15 protein-coding genes are annotated in these 19,122 nt (G+C 41.5%); 6 read left to right on the top strand and 9 right to left on the bottom strand.

Annotation, left to right across the window (positions count from 1 at the left end; all coding sequences use genetic code 11):
• Positions 1-77 precede the first annotated feature (77 nt).
• The 3 genes from P1X15_RS09530 to P1X15_RS09540 all read left to right on the top strand — a co-directional run bounded on the left by P1X15_RS09530 (position 78) and on the right by P1X15_RS09540 (position 3,340).
• Positions 78-1,064, top strand: a complete 987-nt coding sequence (locus P1X15_RS09530) for a gliding motility protein (protein ID WP_277337913.1) — start codon at positions 78-80, stop codon at positions 1,062-1,064.
• Between the two features lie 31 nt (positions 1,065-1,095).
• Positions 1,096-2,895 (top strand): ABC transporter ATP-binding protein, encoded by a 1,800-nt coding sequence (locus P1X15_RS09535; protein WP_277337914.1) that lies wholly within the window; start codon positions 1,096-1,098, stop codon positions 2,893-2,895.
• A gap of 106 nt (positions 2,896-3,001) precedes the next feature.
• Entirely contained in the window at positions 3,002-3,340 is a 339-nt protein-coding gene (locus tag P1X15_RS09540; RefSeq protein WP_037327581.1) for a phage holin family protein, read from the top strand.
• Positions 3,341-3,441: 101 nt separating this feature from the next.
• On the opposite strand, the gene P1X15_RS09545 is transcribed toward P1X15_RS09540, so the two are convergent.
• The 3 genes from P1X15_RS09545 to P1X15_RS09555 all read right to left on the bottom strand — a co-directional run bounded on the left by P1X15_RS09545 (position 3,442) and on the right by P1X15_RS09555 (position 5,512).
• Positions 3,442-4,044: a hypothetical protein gene (locus tag P1X15_RS09545; protein WP_277337915.1), complete on the bottom strand. Its 603-nt coding sequence runs from the start codon at positions 4,042-4,044 to the stop codon at positions 3,442-3,444.
• 325 nt (positions 4,045-4,369) lie between these two features.
• Complete coding sequence (locus P1X15_RS09550; protein WP_277337916.1) at positions 4,370-4,906, bottom strand: DinB family protein; 537 nt, start codon at positions 4,904-4,906, stop codon at positions 4,370-4,372.
• 36 nt (positions 4,907-4,942) lie between these two features.
• Complete coding sequence (locus P1X15_RS09555; protein ID WP_277337917.1) at positions 4,943-5,512, bottom strand: TetR/AcrR family transcriptional regulator; 570 nt, start codon at positions 5,510-5,512, stop codon at positions 4,943-4,945.
• 157 nt (positions 5,513-5,669) lie between these two features.
• Here P1X15_RS09555 and P1X15_RS09560 point away from each other — a divergent pair, with 157 nt between their 5' ends.
• From P1X15_RS09560 to P1X15_RS09570, 3 genes are all read left to right on the top strand, one after another.
• Positions 5,670-6,941, top strand: coding sequence for an amidohydrolase family protein (locus tag P1X15_RS09560; protein WP_277337918.1), 1,272 nt, complete (start codon positions 5,670-5,672; stop codon positions 6,939-6,941).
• Positions 6,942-7,085: 144 nt separating this feature from the next.
• A complete protein-coding gene (locus P1X15_RS09565) occupies positions 7,086-8,372 on the top strand; it encodes a citrate synthase (protein ID WP_277337919.1) in 1,287 nt (428 codons plus the stop codon).
• Positions 8,373-8,582: 210 nt separating this feature from the next.
• Positions 8,583-8,942: a hypothetical protein gene (locus P1X15_RS09570; RefSeq protein WP_277337920.1), complete on the top strand. Its 360-nt coding sequence runs from the start codon at positions 8,583-8,585 to the stop codon at positions 8,940-8,942.
• Between the two features lie 23 nt (positions 8,943-8,965).
• On the opposite strand, the gene P1X15_RS09575 is transcribed toward P1X15_RS09570, so the two are convergent.
• The 6 genes from P1X15_RS09575 to P1X15_RS09600 all read right to left on the bottom strand — a co-directional run bounded on the left by P1X15_RS09575 (position 8,966) and on the right by P1X15_RS09600 (position 19,105).
• Positions 8,966-10,600, bottom strand: a complete 1,635-nt coding sequence (locus P1X15_RS09575) for a M1 family metallopeptidase (protein ID WP_277337921.1) — start codon at positions 10,598-10,600, stop codon at positions 8,966-8,968.
• A 188-nt stretch (positions 10,601-10,788) separates the two neighbouring features.
• Positions 10,789-14,142, bottom strand: a complete 3,354-nt coding sequence (gene secA, locus P1X15_RS09580; protein ID WP_277337922.1) for a preprotein translocase subunit SecA — start codon at positions 14,140-14,142, stop codon at positions 10,789-10,791.
• A 306-nt stretch (positions 14,143-14,448) separates the two neighbouring features.
• Positions 14,449-16,104 (bottom strand): sodium/sugar symporter, encoded by a 1,656-nt coding sequence (locus P1X15_RS09585; protein WP_277337923.1) that lies wholly within the window; start codon positions 16,102-16,104, stop codon positions 14,449-14,451.
• A 69-nt stretch (positions 16,105-16,173) separates the two neighbouring features.
• Complete coding sequence (locus tag P1X15_RS09590; RefSeq protein ID WP_277337924.1) at positions 16,174-16,878, bottom strand: L-ribulose-5-phosphate 4-epimerase; 705 nt, start codon at positions 16,876-16,878, stop codon at positions 16,174-16,176.
• 43 nt (positions 16,879-16,921) lie between these two features.
• Positions 16,922-18,406 carry an L-arabinose isomerase gene (gene araA / locus P1X15_RS09595; RefSeq protein WP_277337925.1) on the bottom strand — a complete coding sequence of 495 codons (1,485 nt, stop codon included), beginning with the start codon at positions 18,404-18,406 and terminating at the stop codon, positions 16,922-16,924.
• Positions 18,407-18,442: 36 nt separating this feature from the next.
• Positions 18,443-19,105: a DUF6250 domain-containing protein gene (locus P1X15_RS09600; RefSeq protein ID WP_277337926.1), complete on the bottom strand. Its 663-nt coding sequence runs from the start codon at positions 19,103-19,105 to the stop codon at positions 18,443-18,445.
• Between the last annotated feature and the right edge of the window lie 17 nt (positions 19,106-19,122).

Below are 19,122 nucleotides of genomic sequence, written 5' to 3' on the forward strand. Positions count from 1 at the left end.
AAGTACGGATTAAAATTGGATAAAAATCAAACTTTTTGCTCTTCGTTTTTCGTTTGAGTAGATTATCACTCCTTTGCATGAAACCAGTTTATTATTACCTTTTTTTGTTAGCCGTTTTTTCTTTTGCATTGAGTTCTTGTCAAGACCCAACAGAAAAAACCGTTCCCGTGAGTATTCAGCGTTTAGAAACGGAAATTTTTGGTGCCAAAAGTCCCAACGATTTGGCTGCTTTATTTAAAAAACATCCCTATCTAAAGGCATACTTTGGACTTCCTAAAAACACCTCTGATTCTTTGTTGGTAGCACAGCTCTTTGTCAATATCAACAACCAAGATTTACAACAATTCCAAAAAGAATTGCAAGCACAATTTGGAGATTTGACTGACCTCCAAACCCAGCTTCAAGGGGCGTTTGGACAAATTAAGGCCAATTATCCCACCTTTAAAGTGCCTCAAGTGATGACGGCCATAACGGGTTTTATGGGTTCGGATTTGTACGTATCAGATAGTGTCATCGTGATTGGGTTAGATTATTTTGGCGGCCCCAAAGCCAAGTATCGTCCACAGTTGCATGATTACCAACTGCGCCGTTATGAGCAAGAATACATTGTACCAGCGATTTTGTTTTTTATTTCTGAAAAATACAACAAGGTTGCCAAAGAAGACCAAACGCTCTTAGCGGACATGATTTGGTATGGTAAGGGTTTTGAATTTGTCAAACATATCGCTCCTGCTACAGCCGATAGTCTCATTATTGGGTATTCTACGCAGCAATTGGCCGATGTGTATGCCTCTCAAGAAGACATTTGGGCTTACTTTATTGACAGAAAACTATTATATCAAACCCGCGACGCCGAAAAAGATCGTTTTATCGGCGAGCGTCCTGCTACACCTGAGATTAGCCAATATTGTCCTGGAGGGATTGCCAGGTGGGTAGGATGGCGCATCGTAAGCAGGTATTTGCAAGAAAAACCAAGCACTTCATTGACAGACTTAATGAATACTACCGACCCTCGTAAAATCTTAGAAGACTCTAAATATAAAGGTCAGAAAGAAGAAGAGTAAAGGTTATTCTTAATCCAAACACCTAAAAAAAATGTCCCAATCTCAAGAAAACTCTCCAGATTCTTCAAGAAATAAAAAACTTAAATTCAATAAAGAGAATATTTCTAAGACCTTCAAAATTTTTCGTTTTGTTTGGCCTTATAAAACTCAGTTTTTATTAGGAATTTTATTTTTAATTTGTTCTACTACTACCAATCTTATCTTTCCCAAACTTATTGGGGAGATTGTGTCAGTGATTGAAGGAAAATCAAACTATCAACTCAATCAAGTAGTTATTTTCTTGATCGGTATCCTAATAGTTCAATCTGTATTTTCCTTTGGCCGTATTTACTTTTTTTCACTTGTTAGTGAGCGTTCCATGGCCGCCATACGTCATACCGTGTACCAAAAAATCATCTCTCTGCCAGTAGGATTTTTTGAACAAACTCGTATAGGAGAGCTGATGAGCCGTATCACTTCTGATGTACAATCGCTCCAAGATGTGCTATCTTATACCCTAGCTGAACTTTTTCGGTCTATTGCTGTGGTAAGTGCAGGTGTTGTTATTATTGGATTGATTTCTTGGAAGCTTACTGTTTTTATGTTAGCGACGTTTCCAGTTGTCATCGTAATAGCGATGTTTTTTGGGCGGCATTTACGGAGATTATCAAAAAAAGCCCAAGATGAACTTGCCCGCGCCAATGTGATTGTGGAAGAAACGCTTCAGGCAGTAATGGTTGTTAAAGCTTTTACGAATGAACCTCTCGAAAGTCAACGCTACGGAAATGCCCTCTCGAAAGTTATTGTAGCTGCTATCAAAGTAGCTCGTTTTCGGGGGAGTTTTGCTTCTTTTATCATTTTTGCGCTTTTTGGGGGAATTGTAGGCATTGTGTGGTTTGGCGCTACGATGGTAGAAAAGGGCGAAATGCCACTTTCTGAACTCATGACCTTTTTGTTTTATACCATGTTTATCGGGGGGTCAATTGGAGGCTTGGGAGATATTTATGCCCAAATTCAAAAAACTTTGGGCGCTTCTGAACGGTTGTTAGAAATTTTGGATGAAAAATCAGAAGTTGAAATAAGTCCCCAACTCGCTCCTGTGTCGATTGGTGGAAATATTACTTTTGAAAATATTCAATTTTCTTATCCTACCCGCTCCGACATCACAGTATTAAAAGACATCTCCTTAGAAGTAGCTGCGGGTCGAAAAATCGCGTTGGTGGGTTATAGCGGCGCCGGAAAATCTACTATTGTGCAGCTATTGATGAGATATTATCATCCTCAGAAAGGAAAAATTTTGGTAGACGGCCAAGATATTCAGTCCTTTGAAATCAGTGCTTATCGACAAAATATCGCCGTAGTACCCCAAGAAGTCATTCTTTTTGGAGGAACAATCTACGAAAATATCGCTTATGGCAAACCTACCGCCACTGAAGCAGAAATTGTATCGGCAGCGCGAAAAGCTAATGCTTTAGATTTTATTGAATCCTTTCCTGAAAAATTTGAGACCGTTGTAGGTGAGCGAGGCATTAAACTTTCCGGCGGACAACGTCAACGGATTGCGATTGCGAGGGCGATTTTAAAGGATCCCAAAATTTTGATTCTTGACGAAGCCACTAGTTCATTAGACGCCGAGTCAGAAAAGCTCGTACAAGAAGCACTTGATAGCTTGATGCAAAACCGTACAACCATTATCATTGCACACCGTCTAGCCACCGTCCGTAATGTAGATTGTATCTATGTCATCAAAGATGGGGTTATTCTTGAATCTGGTTCACATGAGCAGCTCACGGCTTATCCCAACGGACTCTATGCTAGCCTAATCAAGCTACAGTTTGAGATGGTTGACTAAATCATGATTTATCTTTATTTTATAATATCATTGATTTTCAATTCTGTTTTTATTTTTTTGAGGGCCATTTAAATCATCCAATATTCATTCAAATCTTCTAAATGATATGCTAAACCTCATCGTCCGACTTGTAGTGAGTACAGTGGTAGTGATTGTAGCAAGCCGCGTACTCAAAGGCTTCTATGTAGATACTACCCAAACCGCCATCATCGTGGCTATCGTAATGGGTATTCTCAATACATTTATCAAGCCTATTTTGCAGTTTTTGTCCTTGCCAATCACGATTCTCACACTTGGCTTATTCTACTTTATTATCAATATTGCATTGGTATACTTGTGTGCCTATTTGGTAGATGGCTTCGATGTTAATAGTGCTTTGGCGGCTCTTTTGTTTAGCCTAGGGCTTTCGTTGGCACATTCTATTGCAGGGGCATTTATGGATTAAAAAATAAAAAAATACCCGTCAGTGCTAAACTGACGGGTGTCTCAACATTACCAAGATGGTGTAGTTATAGTAATTTGTTGACTAAAGACATTAGAGGAAAATTATTTTACTTTTACGTATTGTTTGAAGATTTTGTCAGCAACCGTAAATTCGAAAACATACTCACCAGAAGCTAGATGTCCTAGATTAAAACGATTGGCATTTGACAAATAACCGTCATACACTACTTCACCTGCAAGGTTTAAAATAGCTACTCCCAAGTCAGCTACGTTTTTGTTTGAAGTAGTCACTGCGAAGCGATTAAGTCCAATCGATTCTACTTGTGGAATGATTACTTCTTTATAGCTATTTTCGTTGATTTCAACGTTACCGTTTTCGATTGAAAGCTCTTGGGAAGACCAAAAACCGTCGTTTGAGCAGTTGAGGTAATAAGTGCCAGAAGGCAAGGCATTGAGGTTAAACTGAGTGGTAACATTTTCGTTACCTTTAACTTCACCTGCATATACAATGACACCCTCTTTATCTTTCAATTCTACGTCCAACGTACCTACGTTTGGCTGGTTGATACGTAATTCAACTTTCTTTGTATCGCGTTTTACTAATTTTACATCCTTGTTGATTAGATGACTTTCTGCCATGGCGCTTCCTGCGTTGGCCAACATCATAGCTGCTAAGATTGTCGAAAGTACTGTGATCTTTTTCATTTGGTTTATTGTTTTAGTACCATCTTGTCACACCTTCATAAGGTGGTTTGTTTTTGACATTGCAAAGTTGTAAGGTTTTGATTTATAAAAAAATAGGGTAAAAACAACCTCTTGATAAAGTCATATACACCATTTAAACCTTTTCTCAAAATAGTACAAAACACAGAATTCTAAAACCAGATAATTCAATACGTACTAGGTTTCATACAATTAAATTTTTCACAAAACTGAAAAGTTCTTTAAATAATACAACAAAAATAGAAAAAGTACAACATTCAATAATCCAGTTCGCTACCCAAAATGTACAAAAACGTCATTTTGACACTTATCCAAACATTACTAGCTCACCTCTACTTTGCATAATTTGAAGATGGTGCGCGGTATGATAGACTGTAAAAAGCATCATTTCTTTAAGAGTAATAGAGCCTAACAGAGGATGTGGAATCAAGCAATTTTCTAGGTCACTTTCAGACCACGCCAAAAACACCCTCTCTAATTCTTTATAAGTAGAAGTAAATGTTTTTATTAACTCTTCGGTATCATTTCCTTCTAAGATAGGAACAAAGGCACTTGGGGCTTGAACACCCCCGCCCAAAGCTTCTTGATAAATCCTCACCATGACCTCATAAGACCTCGACGTGTAAGAAGCCTGCCCCCATTTCTCTACAAAATAGCTAGCAGGCCGTCCCAATACTCGTATAAAAGGCTGCGCCGACTGAATTAAGTGCTGCACATTTTCAGCTGCCGACCATACATCTACGCCAGGCTTCGCATAAAGCACCTCAGAAGGAGTATGAGTCATAAAAGACACAACTGCATCGGCTTTTGTCCACAATAGGGAAAGAATAGCTACTTTTTCCATGATGATTTGATTGTTTTTGAATTGTTGGTAATTCAATTATAAATTGTGAGTGTCGAAACGATAAACTGCCCGCTGTAATACATCCTCTAAATAGCGACTCTTACCCGTAAGTTTGACCATGATCCACGCGCCTTCATACTCTACCACCGCCTGCTCTGCCAATTTTTGCGCCTCCTCGGAAGTATATTTATAGGCATACACATGTGAGAGTACTTGTAAATATTCTTCAAAAAACACCTGCATTTGTGGCAAAAATTCGTCCGTGACTAGGGCCGTTTCGATAGCCATGTTTCCCATCAGGCATCCACCTTCGGTACTAGCTACGATTTTTATTTTTTTTGAGATCATTTTCTCAAGCCGTTGGCGCGGCGACAATGATTCATCGTAGGCAATCGGGAATACTTTTTCTTTAAAATAGCTATGAACCAGCTTTAACACCTCACTCATCAAAGCATCTTTACTAGGGAAATAGTGATAAAAACTACCCTTTTGCAAGCCACAAGCCGCCGCCAAATCAGCCATACTTGTACGATGATAGCCTTGCTTTTTAAATAGCAATAACGCCTGTCTCACCACCTCCTCTTTTGTAACCTTTTGAATAGGCATCTCACACTTGATTTTATATTTTGTACTACAAGATTAAAACTTAAAAATGATTTTACCAAACGGTCGTTTGGTAAAATATCTATACTATTTTACCAAAATAATATAGATAGATTTTAAGTCTTAGTTACTTATTTTTGTAGACTCAACAAACTACCCAATGAGATACCGCTCTCAACTATTATTGCTTGGAGTTTTATTTTTTCATTTAAGCATAGGATTTTCCCAAAAAACCTATTTGCTAAAACCCGCTCGTGTTTTTGATGGGATTGCTATCCATGAAGGTTGGTGGGTATTGGTTCAGGAGGAAAAAATTGTGAGGGTAGGTCCCTCTACTGATTTTAAAAATCTATCGAATACTTCTCTCGAAACCATTGATCTCAAAGGGTGTACTTTACTTCCAGGTTTGATTGAAGGGCATTCACATCTTTTTTTGCATCCTTACAATGAAACACCTTGGGACGACCAAGTACTGCGGGAAGCACGTTCTCTGCGCACTGCCCGCGCCACCCTCCACGCCAAACTCACCCTTAAGGCAGGATTTACAACTGTGCGGGATTTAGGGACCGAAGGAGCCGAATTTGATGATGTGGGGCTCAAGCAGGCCATCAATCAAGGGATTGTTCCGGGGCCTCGAATGCTCATCGCGACCAAGGCTCTCATTGCCACTGGAAGCTATGCTCCCAAGGGCTTTAGCCCTGATATAGAAGTACCTCAAGGCGCAGAAGAAGCAGATGGACATGACAAACTGATTCAGGCCGTAAGAAGGCAAATAGGAAAAGGGGCGGATGTTGTCAAAATCTACGCTGATTACCGCTGGGGATTGATGGGCGAAGCCCGCCCTACGTTTTTAGTAGACGAAATCAAGCTCATCGTAGAAACTGCTCGCAGCAGTGGCCGCCCTACTATAGCTCACGCAGGTAGCACCGAAGGAATGCGACGAGCCATAATGGGAGGTTGCGAAACCCTCGAACATGGCGATGCAGGTACTCCTGAGATTTTTAAATTGATGCAAGAAAAAGGGGTAGCTCTCTGCCCAACACTAGCTGCTGGTGATGCTGTGAGTCAGTATAGAGGCTGGAAAAAGGGAGTAGAACCTGAGCCTGAACGTATTAAAAACAAACGCCTCACTTTCAAACAAGCCCTTGACGCTGGCGTCATCATCTGTTTTGGAGGCGACGTGGGTGTGTTTGCCCACGGCGACAATGCCCGCGAAATGGAAATGATGGTAGAATATGGCATGAAACCCCTTGAAGTATTAAAATCTGCTACTTCTACCAATGCTCGGGTATTTCACTTAGCACAACTAGGGCAGATACAACCGTCGTTTTTGGCTGATCTGGTAGCCGTAGAAGGCCACCCAGACCAACAAATCAGTGATATTAGAAGAGTAAAAATGGTCATGAAAAATGGCATTATTTTTAAAGAATAGATGTTAAACTAAAATCACTTATATTGGTTATAAGTGAAAAAATAAGCAAAATCGTTGGGGATAATATAGTGAAAATGGATTTTTTTTCGCAAAATTGTACCCTTGTCCGAATCCATCCAATATTCATTAACCTACCACTGCTCTATGTCAGATAAAGCACAACTTATATTAGAAGGTAAAACCTATGAGTTTCCCACCATTGAAGGATCTGAGCAAGAAAAAGCCATTGATATCAATACCTTGCGCGACTCAACGGGTTATATAACAATCGATAGTGGCTACAAAAATACGGGAGCAACCAAGAGCGCCATTACATTTCTAGACGGCGAAGAAGGGATTTTGCGTTACCGTGGTTACTCAATCGAAGAATTAGCCGAAAAGGCCACCTTCCTTGAAGTAGCTTACTTGTTGATTTATGGTGAACTTCCTACCCAAGCCCAGTATGATCATTTTGAGCATGAAATTCGTACCCATACATTGGTAAACGAAGACATGCGAAAAATCTTTGAAGGATTTCCCGTCAATGCTCACCCTATGGGCGTACTTTCGTCGCTAGTAAGTGCGATGAGTGCTTTCTACCCTGATTCTTACAATGAAAAAGCACCCGATAGCACCGAAACCCACATCATCAGATTGATGGCCAAAATGCCTACGATCGCTACTTGGTCATTCAAAAAATCACAGGGGCATCCAGTAAATTATCCTAAAAACGAACTCGACTACTGCTCAAACTTCCTCCACATGATGTTTGCTCTACCAGTAGAAGAATACACCGTAGACCCTGTTGTATCAAAAGCTCTAAACAAACTTTTGATTCTCCACGCTGACCATGAGCAGAACTGTTCAACTTCGACTGTAAGGCTCGTAGGTTCATCACGTGCCAATCTTTATTCTTCGATTTCGGCGGGGATTTGTGCTTTGTGGGGACCTCTTCATGGAGGAGCCAATCAGGAAGTAATCGAAATGCTCGAAGATATCAAAGCCGACGGCGGCGATGTAGCCAAATATGTGGATATGGCCAAAAATGCCAAAACAAGCGGCTTCCGTCTCTTTGGATTTGGGCACCGGGTTTACAAAAACTTTGACCCACGTGCCAAAATCATCAAAAAAGCAGCAGACGAGGTATTGGCCAAATTGGGTGTGAATGACCCCGTTCTTGAAATTGCTAAAGGACTTGAAGAAGCAGCATTGCATGACGAATATTTTGTGAGCCGCCGCTTGTATCCAAACGTAGACTTCTACTCAGGAATCATTTATCGGGCGTTGGGTATTCCTACCAACATGTTTACGGTAATGTTTGCATTGGGACGTCTACCTGGCTGGATTGCTCAATGGAAAGAAATGCGTACCAACAAAGAACCTATCGGACGCCCACGTCAAATCTACACTGGAGCTACTTTACGTCCATTTGTTGAGATGGCAGACCGTTAAGCACAGACTTTATTAGCATACATAATTGAGGCATTATCAATTAGTGCTTTCATCAATAAAAATCCCCGAAAATGTCTATTTGACAAATTTCGGGGATTTTATGTTTCAAAGGATTATCAACAATGCTTTTGGGCACTCTCCCACTCTAAGCTTTTAAGTTTATTTTGACTCTCTCTAAATAACAATTCAAAATATTGTATCTTTGCAGTCATGATTGACAGAGCGACATATCAAACAGAACTTTTTAATAATAGCAAAGGGGTTACATACCAATGTGACCGCACAGCACGGATTATCGTGGAGTTTAGCGGCTATATTATGGCTTTCAAAATCACCGATTTTCTTTACTTCAAAAGAAAAGTTGACAGTGTAGATTTGCACGCCATGATTTTTAATTTATCTGATGATTATGACTTTGAAGTAATCGAAGCTCCCCAAGCCAATCTATCGCTCAAACTAACCCTCTGTGACTTGGTCAATCTTCGCGATTTGTTGGCAGGCACTAAGTTTATGCTGGATCTCAACAGTATGCTTTATGAGTTGATTTACAACGTCCCTACTTACGCTTGATATCTACATTCAAAATTTGACAATCAACTAGTCACCTTTTTGACCTCTACATAAAAGTTGTTGTCAACTTCAAGCTCTTTTAATCTCTTTATTTTTAAGGTTTTCCAGTCAGAAGTAGGTTGTATTTTTTCCCATTCTCCTTTCTCATTTTTATATTTAATTGGCATCGCAAAGCCTTCTACGCAATTGTTCCAACGGTAGAGTAGCTTTTTCTTTTCGATTTTATATTCAAGTAATGGAATCTTGGTATCTCGTAGGTATTGGTCAAAAATTTTCGACAAGTCCATCCCTGTTTGTTGACTCATATAATCTTCAATCTGACGTGTAGTGACAGTTTGATGGTAAAAAGATTGGTTCATACCCCTCAATATTTGACGCCATTTTTCATCGTTATCTACCATTTGGCGAATCGTATGAAGCATATTGCCGCCTTTGTAGTACATATCTCCCGACCCACTATTATTGACATTATAAATGCCAATAATGGGTTTGTCGTTACGGATTAGCTTTCTACATCCAATCACGTATTCGCTACCTGCTTGTTTACCAAAATAGTATTCTGTATATAGATTTTCGGAGTAATTAGTAAAACTTTCGTGTATCCACATATCAGCTACGTCTTTGTAAGTAATGTTGTTGGCATACCATTCATGGCCCGATTCGTGGATTATAATAAAATCCCATTTCAAGCCCCAACCCGTAGCGGATAAATCTCGGCCCAAATAACCATTTTGGTACCCATTGCCATAGGTTACAGAGCTTTGATGCTCCATTCCTAAATAAGGTACTTCTACCAATTTATAGCCATCTTCGTAAAATGGATAAGGGCCAAACCAATGCTCAAAAGCACGCAGCATTGGCTTCACTTGCTGAAATTGACTTTTGGCTTTTTCTATGTTTTCGGCCAAGGCATAAAACGATAAATCTAACGTTCCTTTCTCCCCTTTTAGGGTGTCAGTCCAGCTTACATAATTTCCGATATTGACATTAACGCCGTAGTTGTTGATTGGATTCTGAACATACCATTCAAAAGTCCGGGTATTATCATTGTTGTCGATTACACGCCGCAAACGTCCGTTAGAAATATCCATCAATGGCTTGGGCACAGTCACGCTAATTTGCATACTATCAGGCTCATCGTACATGTGGTCTTTGCAAGGCCACCATACACTTGCCCCTAGCCCCTGACAAGAAGTGGCGACGAAAGGCAAGCCTTCTTTGTCTTTTTTCCACGAAAACCCTCCGTCCCAAGGAGCGCGTTTAGCAACGTGTGGCTTGCCACTGTACTCCACCAAAATAGATTCTTGATTACCACTAGATTGGGGTTTTTGAAGTGTTACAAAAAAAGCATTACCATCACGACGAAAATCCAGTTCTTTTCCGTCTTGGGTGATTCGTTGTATGGTAAGGGGTCGCTGTAAATCTACTTGTAATACTTGAGCAGGCTGAAGTACTTTGTAGCGAATGTTTACACTGCCTTTGATACTACTGTCGGCAGGATTGATGCGGACATTAAGATGATAAAACTGCAAATCCCACCAAGCACGCTCTTGGGTAATACTCCCCCTCAAAGTATCGTCATGAGTAAAGGTATATTTTTGGGCAAAAAGGTTAAATTGAGCAATTAAAAACAAGCCTACAAAAGCAAGAAATTTCATTGGATACTAGGTTAGTTGTGGGGCAGAAGTAAATCGGGCAAATTCGATACAACAATAATAGCAGTTTAAGGGCAAAAAAAAAATCCGAACAGGAAGCCCATTCGGATTTTCAATCTTTACTCAACGTTATGAAAAACTCTATACTTAAGACGTGAGTAAAGAACTAAGGTCACATTTTTTATTTTTTTTTACGCAATCACCACGCAATCACCCCTTTCCACTTCGTGTTCTACCTTTTTGTACTTCACATCTTTCACCACGCGCCCGTCACGGTACTGAACAGTCACTTTTTGGTTACGGTCGGCGATTTTGATAGAGCGTACAGGGGCTTGTTTTTCGACTTGGCGAGCTGCATAAGCATTAGGCCCTCCTGCCACTTCTTCTTCCTCCTCTACACGATTGGTTTGTAATTTGGGTTCTGGGGCACGACGTGCCGAGCGAGGGGCTGGCTGTTGAGGCTCTTCTTCCTGCGGAATGTAAGTCTTCATCAAGAAGCTAATCGTCTCAAAATTAACTTTAGTCATGAGACGCTTAAACAACTCCACTGATTCAAACTTATAAATCAACAATGGGTCTTTTTGCTCATAGGCCGCATTCTGAACAGACTGTTTCAAATCGTCCATGTCACGGAGGTGCTCTTTCCATTCTTGGTCGATGAGTGAAAGTACCACAAATTTCTCCATTTCACGTACAATCTCACGACCATTGGTATCGACAGCTTTCTGTAAGTTTACACCGATTTGGGTACCTTTGATACCATCCGTAAACGGAATCACTATCTCCTGAACTGTTCCGCCGTGTTCGGCAGCAATTTGTTTGAGTACGGGCACTACTTGTTCAGAAATGACTTTATTCTTTTGGGCATAGTGCTGTTCGGCAGCGTTGTACAAACGTTGTACTCGCTGTTCTGGCTTCAACTTATTGTATTCATCACGTTGGAATGGCGGCTCAATTCCGAAGTTGGTAATCACTGCCAATTCCAATTCTTCGTAGTTACTTTCGGTATTGGTGATGATTTCGTTACAAACTTCATAAAGCGTATCAGCAATGTCAATTGACAAGCGATCTCCAAACAAAGCATTGCGGCGACGTTTGTAGATGTTTTCACGCTGCATGTTCATCACGTCGTCGTATTCGAGCAAGCGCTTACGAATACCAAAGTTGTTTTCTTCTACTTTGATTTGTGCACGCTCAATTGACTTGGTCACCATCGAATGCTGAATCACCTCGCCTTCTTCGAGCCCCATACGGTCCATGATACCCGCAATACGATCAGAACCAAACATACGCATCAAACCATCTTCGAGCGATACAAAAAACTGTGAAGTACCAGGGTCTCCTTGACGACCTGCACGCCCTCTCAACTGACGGTCTACGCGGCGGCTTTCGTGGCGCTCTGTACCTACAATGGCCAAGCCACCTGCCGCTTTTGCCTCTGGTGTCAGCTTTATGTCGGTACCCCGACCGGCCATGTTGGTTGCGATTGTCACTGTGCCTGGCTTACCAGCCTCGGCTACTATTTCGGCCTCACGTTGGTGCTGTTTTGCGTTCAATACTTGGTGAGGAATCTTACGCAAGGTCAGCATCCGGCTAAGTAACTCGGAGTTTTCGACCGAAGTAGTACCCACCAATACGGGGCGCCCTTTTCCTACTAACTCCACTATCTCGTCTCCTACGGCATTGTATTTTTCGCGTACTGAGCGATATACTTTATCTTCTTCGTCTTTTCGTACTACTGGTATATTAGTAGGAATACTTACTACATCAAGTTTGTAAATGGTCCAAAACTCCCCAGCCTCGGTTTGGGCAGTACCCGTCATCCCACATAGCTTATGGTACATACGGAAATAGTTTTGGAGCGTAACAGTCGCATAGGTTTGAGTAGCATCTTCTACCTTCACATTTTCTTTGGCTTCTACGGCTTGATGAAGTCCATCTGACCAGCGACGCCCCTCCATGATACGGCCTGTTTGCTCATCTACGATTTTAACTTTACCGTCCATGAGTACATAGTCCACATCCCGCTCAAACAAAGAATAGGCTTTCAACAATTGTTGTACCGTATGCACACGTTGTGTTTTGATAGAATAATCGCGGATTACCTCTTCTTTACGCAACAATTTCTGTTGGTCATTATAATCTGGGTTTTGGTCGATAGCATTCAAGTCAATCGACAAATCAGGAAGTACGAAGAAAGTAGGATCTTCACCTTCTCCTGTGATATAATCTAATCCTTTTTCGGTAAGCTCTACGCTATTGTTTTTTTCTTCAATGGTAAAAAACAATGGGGCATCAGCCTCGGGCATCAACTTCTGGTTTTCGGCCAAATAGATTTTTTCGGTTTCCTGCATGAGGGTTTTCATCCCCGTCTCACTCAAAAACTTAATGAGAGGTTTGTATTTGGGAAATCCGCGATGCGCACGAAACAACGCCAATCCACCTTCTTTTTTATCGCCAGCCGCAATTTTTTTCTTGGCTTCGTTGAGCAAATCTGTCACCAAACGTTTTTGGGCATCCACTATGCGCGATACGCGAGGCTTCAATTCTGCAAAATCCTGCTCATCACCACGAGGCACTGGCCCACTGATAATCAAAGGAGTACGAGCATCATCAATCAATACTGAGTCCACCTCATCGACCATCGCGAAGTGGTGCTTACGCTGTACAAGTTCTTCGGGGGTATGCGCCATATTATCACGCAGATAGTCAAAACCAAACTCATTGTTGGTTCCATAAGTAATATCCGCTAGGTAAGCTTGACGACGCGCAAAAGTATTGGGCTGATGACGGTCGATACAATCCACGCGCAACCCGTGAAATTCAAACAGAGGTCCATTCCACTCACTATCGCGGCGAGCCAAGTAGTCGTTGACAGTTACGACATGCACTCCCTGCCCCGACAATGCATTCAAGAATGCGGGTAGCGTAGCCACGAGGGTTTTACCTTCACCCGTTGCCATTTCAGAGATTTTACCTTGGTGAAGCACTGTTCCCCCGATGATTTGAACATCGTAATGTACCATGTTCCATTTAATAGGATGCCCTACTACGTTCCAAGTTGTGCTCCAGATGGCTTTATCGCCGTTGATTTTGACGTTGTCTTTCTTACTAGCAAGCTCTTGGTCAAAGATGGTAGCGGTTACTTCCAATGATTCATTTTCGGTGAAACGACGCGCGGTTTCTTTCACAATTGCAAAGGCAGTTGGCAAGATTTGAATCAAAACTTTTTCAAGCTCTTTGTCACGCTCGGCGATAAAAGTATCAATCTGCTTAAAAATTTCTTCCTTCTGGTTAACATCCATTTCGGCATTGTCAACAATCTGCTGGCGAAGAGACGCGATTTGGTCATCTATTGACTTAAGTTGACCTGCGATATACGTTTTGAGTTCTTCAGTAGCCTTGCGTAACTCATCATTGCTAAGATTGCGAAGTTTAACAAACTCAGCATTTACTTTTTCTACATAGGGAGTAAGTTCTTTCAAGTCACGGTCCGATTTCGTCCCAAAGAGCCCTGTAAAACTTTTAGTGAGGAATTTTATCATTTTTTTATATATAATAAGCTGCAACTGTCGTCGTATAAAGTCGCAGTGGTTTATCGTTTGTACCTTTCAATAATGCCAATTCTTTACATGTCACCAATATCGCGCCTAAAGTTCAACATTTTCGCAAAGTTAGCTTTTTGTCAGTAGTTTAATAACAATAATTGCCTCACAATATTTTATTCAGACAAATTGACAGTTAAAAATAGTGACTGACAGGTTGCCACTTTTGGTTGTTTTCTGCTATGCATACGGTTTAAAACAAAGAAAGAGGAGTCTCCTCCCCTTTCTTCTTGAGAATATCGGTTTTTACCAGAAAATCCAATAAATTAAACTAAAAGCCACAATAACAGCAATGGCGCCATACCGAAACTCAGGGGTAACTTTAAACCATTCGGGACGTACTTCAAAGGCATTGGCTTGATTTTTACCTTTGGATTGGGCGAGACTAATCGCAATATGCACTGCCGAACAAATCCAGAACACCACTCCCATGCGATTGAGGAATGGAAAATCAGGATACCAATTTTCAATCAATGCCGAGAGTGCAATACTCAATACAGCTGCCGCCAAAGCGCCGTTGGCCGTGGCTTTTTTCCAGAAAAAGCCCAGCAAAAAGATACTCAAAATACCCGGAGAAATATAACCTGTATAAACTTGAATATATTCGAAAGCCTGTCCAAAGTTGGCTAATAATGGACTTACCAACAAAGCAATGATAAAAGCAATAACAATCACTAAGCGCCCCGTCCAAACGGTTTGTTTTTCGGTGAGGTTTTTGTTGAAAAACTTCTGGTGAATATCTAATACATAAATCGTAGAAATACTGTTGGCTTTTCCTGCCAAACTTGCCACAATCGCCGCCGTGAGGGCCGCAAAAGCCAGACCTTTCAAGCCCACAGGAAGAAGATTGAGCAATACAGGGTAGGCATTGTCTGGTTTGACGATACCATTTTGGGTGATACCATTTACGATAGAGGTATCGGCATTTTCTTGAAACAATACATAAGCAGCCAACCCAGGCAATACCACTATAAAGGGCATCATCATTTTCAAGAATGCCGCAAAAAGCACTCCGTTACGGGCAGTATTGATGTCGGCACCTAAGGCACGTTGGGTCATGTATTGGTTACATCCAAAATAATTAAGGTTGTTGACCCACTGCCCTCCAATGATAAACATCATAATACCCGGAAGCTGATTGTAGGCATCAATAAATCCCCCACGACCGTCATGAACTTGGTATTGGCCGGGGGTAAAAATCATGTGTAAATGACTGTCGGCTTTTTCCCGAATCAGCCCTAAACCCTCTAATACTCCGGCCCCTGTACCTACTTTTACAGACAACAAATCTAGCGCCAGATAAGTAGTAGCCAAACCTCCAAATATTAAGCATACCACCTGAATAACATCCGTATATCCAATTACTTTCATTCCACCTAGGGTAATGATGACGGCAAAAGTGGTCAGAAAAATGGCACAAGGCATAAAAGCAAAACCCGTCATTTTTTCGAGACTCAACGCTCCTAAATAAATAATAGAAGTGAGGTTAACGAAAATGTACAAAAACAACCAAAAGACAGCCATGATAGTCGCCAATCGCTCATTGTAGCGTTTTGACAAAAACTGAGGCATGGTATAAATTTTGTTGTTGAGATACATGGGTAAAAAGTAAACCGCTACGATAATGAGCGCTACTCCTCCCAATAGTTCGTATACCGAAATGGCAATCCCCAATTGGAAGGCTTGCCCACTCATTCCAATAAACTGCTCCGCAGAGATGTTAGAAGCAATGATAGAAGCGCCAATCGCCCACCAAGTAAGAGAGCCTTCTGCTAAAAAGAAATCTTTTGAATCGGCAGTTTGTTTGCCTTTGTGTTTGTAAATCCAATAGCCATAACTAGAAACAATCACAAAATAAACGAGAAAGATTACGTAGTCTAGGGTTTCGAGTCCAAGGGTCATAGGGTGCTAGGTTTGAATGGGTAAAAGAGGTAAGGTTTGGAATATTTCGTTAGGTTAGTTTAACATTAATCAGCATCCTTGCCCATAGTAAGCATTTTTACCATGTTTGCGTTCATAATGCTTCATGCGTAAACTGTCTTTGATACGTGGAGTATGAGGGTTGATTTGCAAAGTCAAGTAAGCCATACGGGCCACTTCTTCCAACACCGCCGCATTGTAGACCGATTTTTCGGCATTTTTACCCCAAGTAAACGGCCCGTGGTTTTGGAGCAATACCATTTCTACTTCTTTGTGCGACAATCCTCTTCCCTCAAAAACTTCAAAGATTTGATTGCCCGTTTCGTACTCATAATCTCCCTGAATCATTTCATCAGAAAGTACAGCCGCACACGGAATGTCTTGATGCGTATGGTCGGCATGAGTAGTACCAAAAATCGGGATATCGCGCCCCGCTTGTGCCCAAGCTACCGCATAAGTACTATGGGTATGAGTGATTCCACCGATATCGTCCCAAGTTTTGTAAAGCAGCGCATGGGTTTTGGTATCAGATGAAGGGCGCATTGTTCCTTCCACCACCTTGGCATCATAATCCATGATAACAATATCGTCGGCTTTAAGAAGTTCATAAGGAACCCCGCTAGGTTTGATAGCAAAAACTGCCTTGTCTCTATCAACGGCGCTTACGTTGCCAAAAGTAAATAATACAAGTCCCAATTTAGGCAACTGCATATTGGCTTCGTAACATTCTTGTTTCAATGATTGATATAAGCTCATAAGAAATTCGTTTCTCCTGAAAATGTTATTGCTTGAAGTTAGCTTATTTATAGGCTACTTCGCTGTATCTCAACTGATTCTTCAAATCACGAATCTTGGTATCTTTGTCAATCACCACTAGCTCTACGCCAAACATATCAGCCAAATCTTCGATGTATTCGGTGCTGAGGTTTTGGCTATAGGCCGTGTGATGCGCTCCACCTGCCAAAATCCAAGCTTGTAAGCCTACTTCCATACTTGGCTGAGGTTTCCATAAGGCGCGTGCAGTTGGAAGTTTGGGGAATGCTTCGGTTACTTCTACGGCTTCCACCTCATTGACCAATAAGCGAAAACGATTGCCCATGTCAATCAAAGATACGTTAAGAGCCGGGCCTGCTGCGGCGTCAAAAACCAACCTTACGGGATCTTCTTTGCCTCCGATACCCAGCGGGTGAACTTCACACTTGACCTTACTTTTGGCAATCGACGGACAAATTTCCAACATATGCGAGCCTAAAACGAGGGGATTAGCAGGGTCGAAATGATAGGTATAATCTTCCATAAAAGAATTGCCCCCTTCCAATCCCGTTGCCATTACTTTGAGGGCACGCACCAAGGCCGAAGTTTTCCAATCTCCTTCTCCACCATAGCCATAGCCCGCAGCCATCATACGTTGAGAACCAATCCCGGGCAATTGTCGCATTCCGTGGAGGTCTTCAAAAGTATTGGTATAAGCCGCAAACCCGCCTTCTTCTAAGAAAGCTTTTAAACCTAGCTCAATACGCGCCGCTTCTATCAATGACTGACGCATAAGTCCTCCATTGTGGAGCGAAGGCATGAGTTCATACGTATCTTCATATTCTTGAATGAGCGTAAAAATATCAGCTTCTGAGATTTGATTGATGTACTTTACCAAATCTCCTACACCGTGGGTATTGACCGAAAAGCCGAAGGTCATTTCAGCGGCTACTTTATCGCCGTCTGTCACGGCCACTTGGCGCATATTATCTCCGAAACGTACCACTTTCATGGTTTGTAGTTCGTACTTAGCAGCCGCTACTCGACTCCATACGTTGATTTGTTGAATCACATCCGCTTGCTGCCAGTGGCCTACTACCACTTTACGATTGAGTCGCATCCGCGACATGATAAATCCAAACTCTCTATCCCCATGCGCCGACTGATTGAGGTTCATGAAATCCATATCAATGTTATCCCAAGGAATGTCGCGGTTGTATTGAGTATGTAAATGCAACAACGGTTTTTTGAGTACATTCAACCCTCGTATCCACATTTTGGCGGGTGAAAAGGTATGCATCCAAGCAATGATTCCGATACAGTCTGGCGCTACATTGGCCTCTTGACATATTGCATAAATTTCTTCGGGGGTTTTGACTACGGGTTTGAATACCACCCGAACGGGGATTTGGGGCGAGTCGTTTAGCGACCCTGCGATTACAGCCGAATGCTCATCTACTTGGCGAAGCGTCTCTTCTCCGTACAAATGCTGACTTCCCGTGACAAACCAGACTTCAAATTGTTTTAGCATGATTGTTTATAAATAGCTAGTTGTTTCTTATAACTTTTATTTTTGAACTACCTTAAAATTGTCAATTGATTGTCTGGATTTGGTAGTTCTAAATCCAAAATACCCCTTTGGTAAGGGAGCCTCATCCGTAAAGCTAAAAAATAGCCGATCATTGACATACAATTGCGTGATACGGTCTTGTACTGAGATTCGAAAATGGTATAATTTGTTGGCCTCCAAAAGGTGCTTCGTATCGGTATATTCGAGCAGTACCACGTGCTCTCCATCTGCTTGATACTTCCCAAATTGGGTTAGTGTGTTGTTTTCTGCTCCAATTTTGGCATAATACAAACTCAAAGAATCATAACTGGCTGCTAGAGGTTGGCGACCCATTACTGCCCCTAGATGAGGGTCAGAAGCTTGCCAAAAAAAATCAACATTGTTTAGCTTGTCATTAAATTTGCCTGACATCAACACCGTGCGGTCAAATTCCATAGTCCATTGCGAATTGAGCTCGTTTTTAAACCAAATAGTAGCTTCTCCACTTACATCCATGATCATCTGCCCATTTTCGACATAAATACTGTTGTGGGCGCTATCGAGCGTTTCTACGAACCAAAAATCAGCATTGAATCCTTGCTCAAAATTATCCTGATACGTAACTTTTTGAGCTACTGCTATACCAGAAAGCAAAAAACAAAACACCCACAATAAGCCCATCCTTTTAATCCCTAATT

The organism is Runella sp. MFBS21 (assembly GCF_029433105.1).
Lineage (GTDB): Bacteria > Bacteroidota > Bacteroidia > Cytophagales > Spirosomataceae > Runella.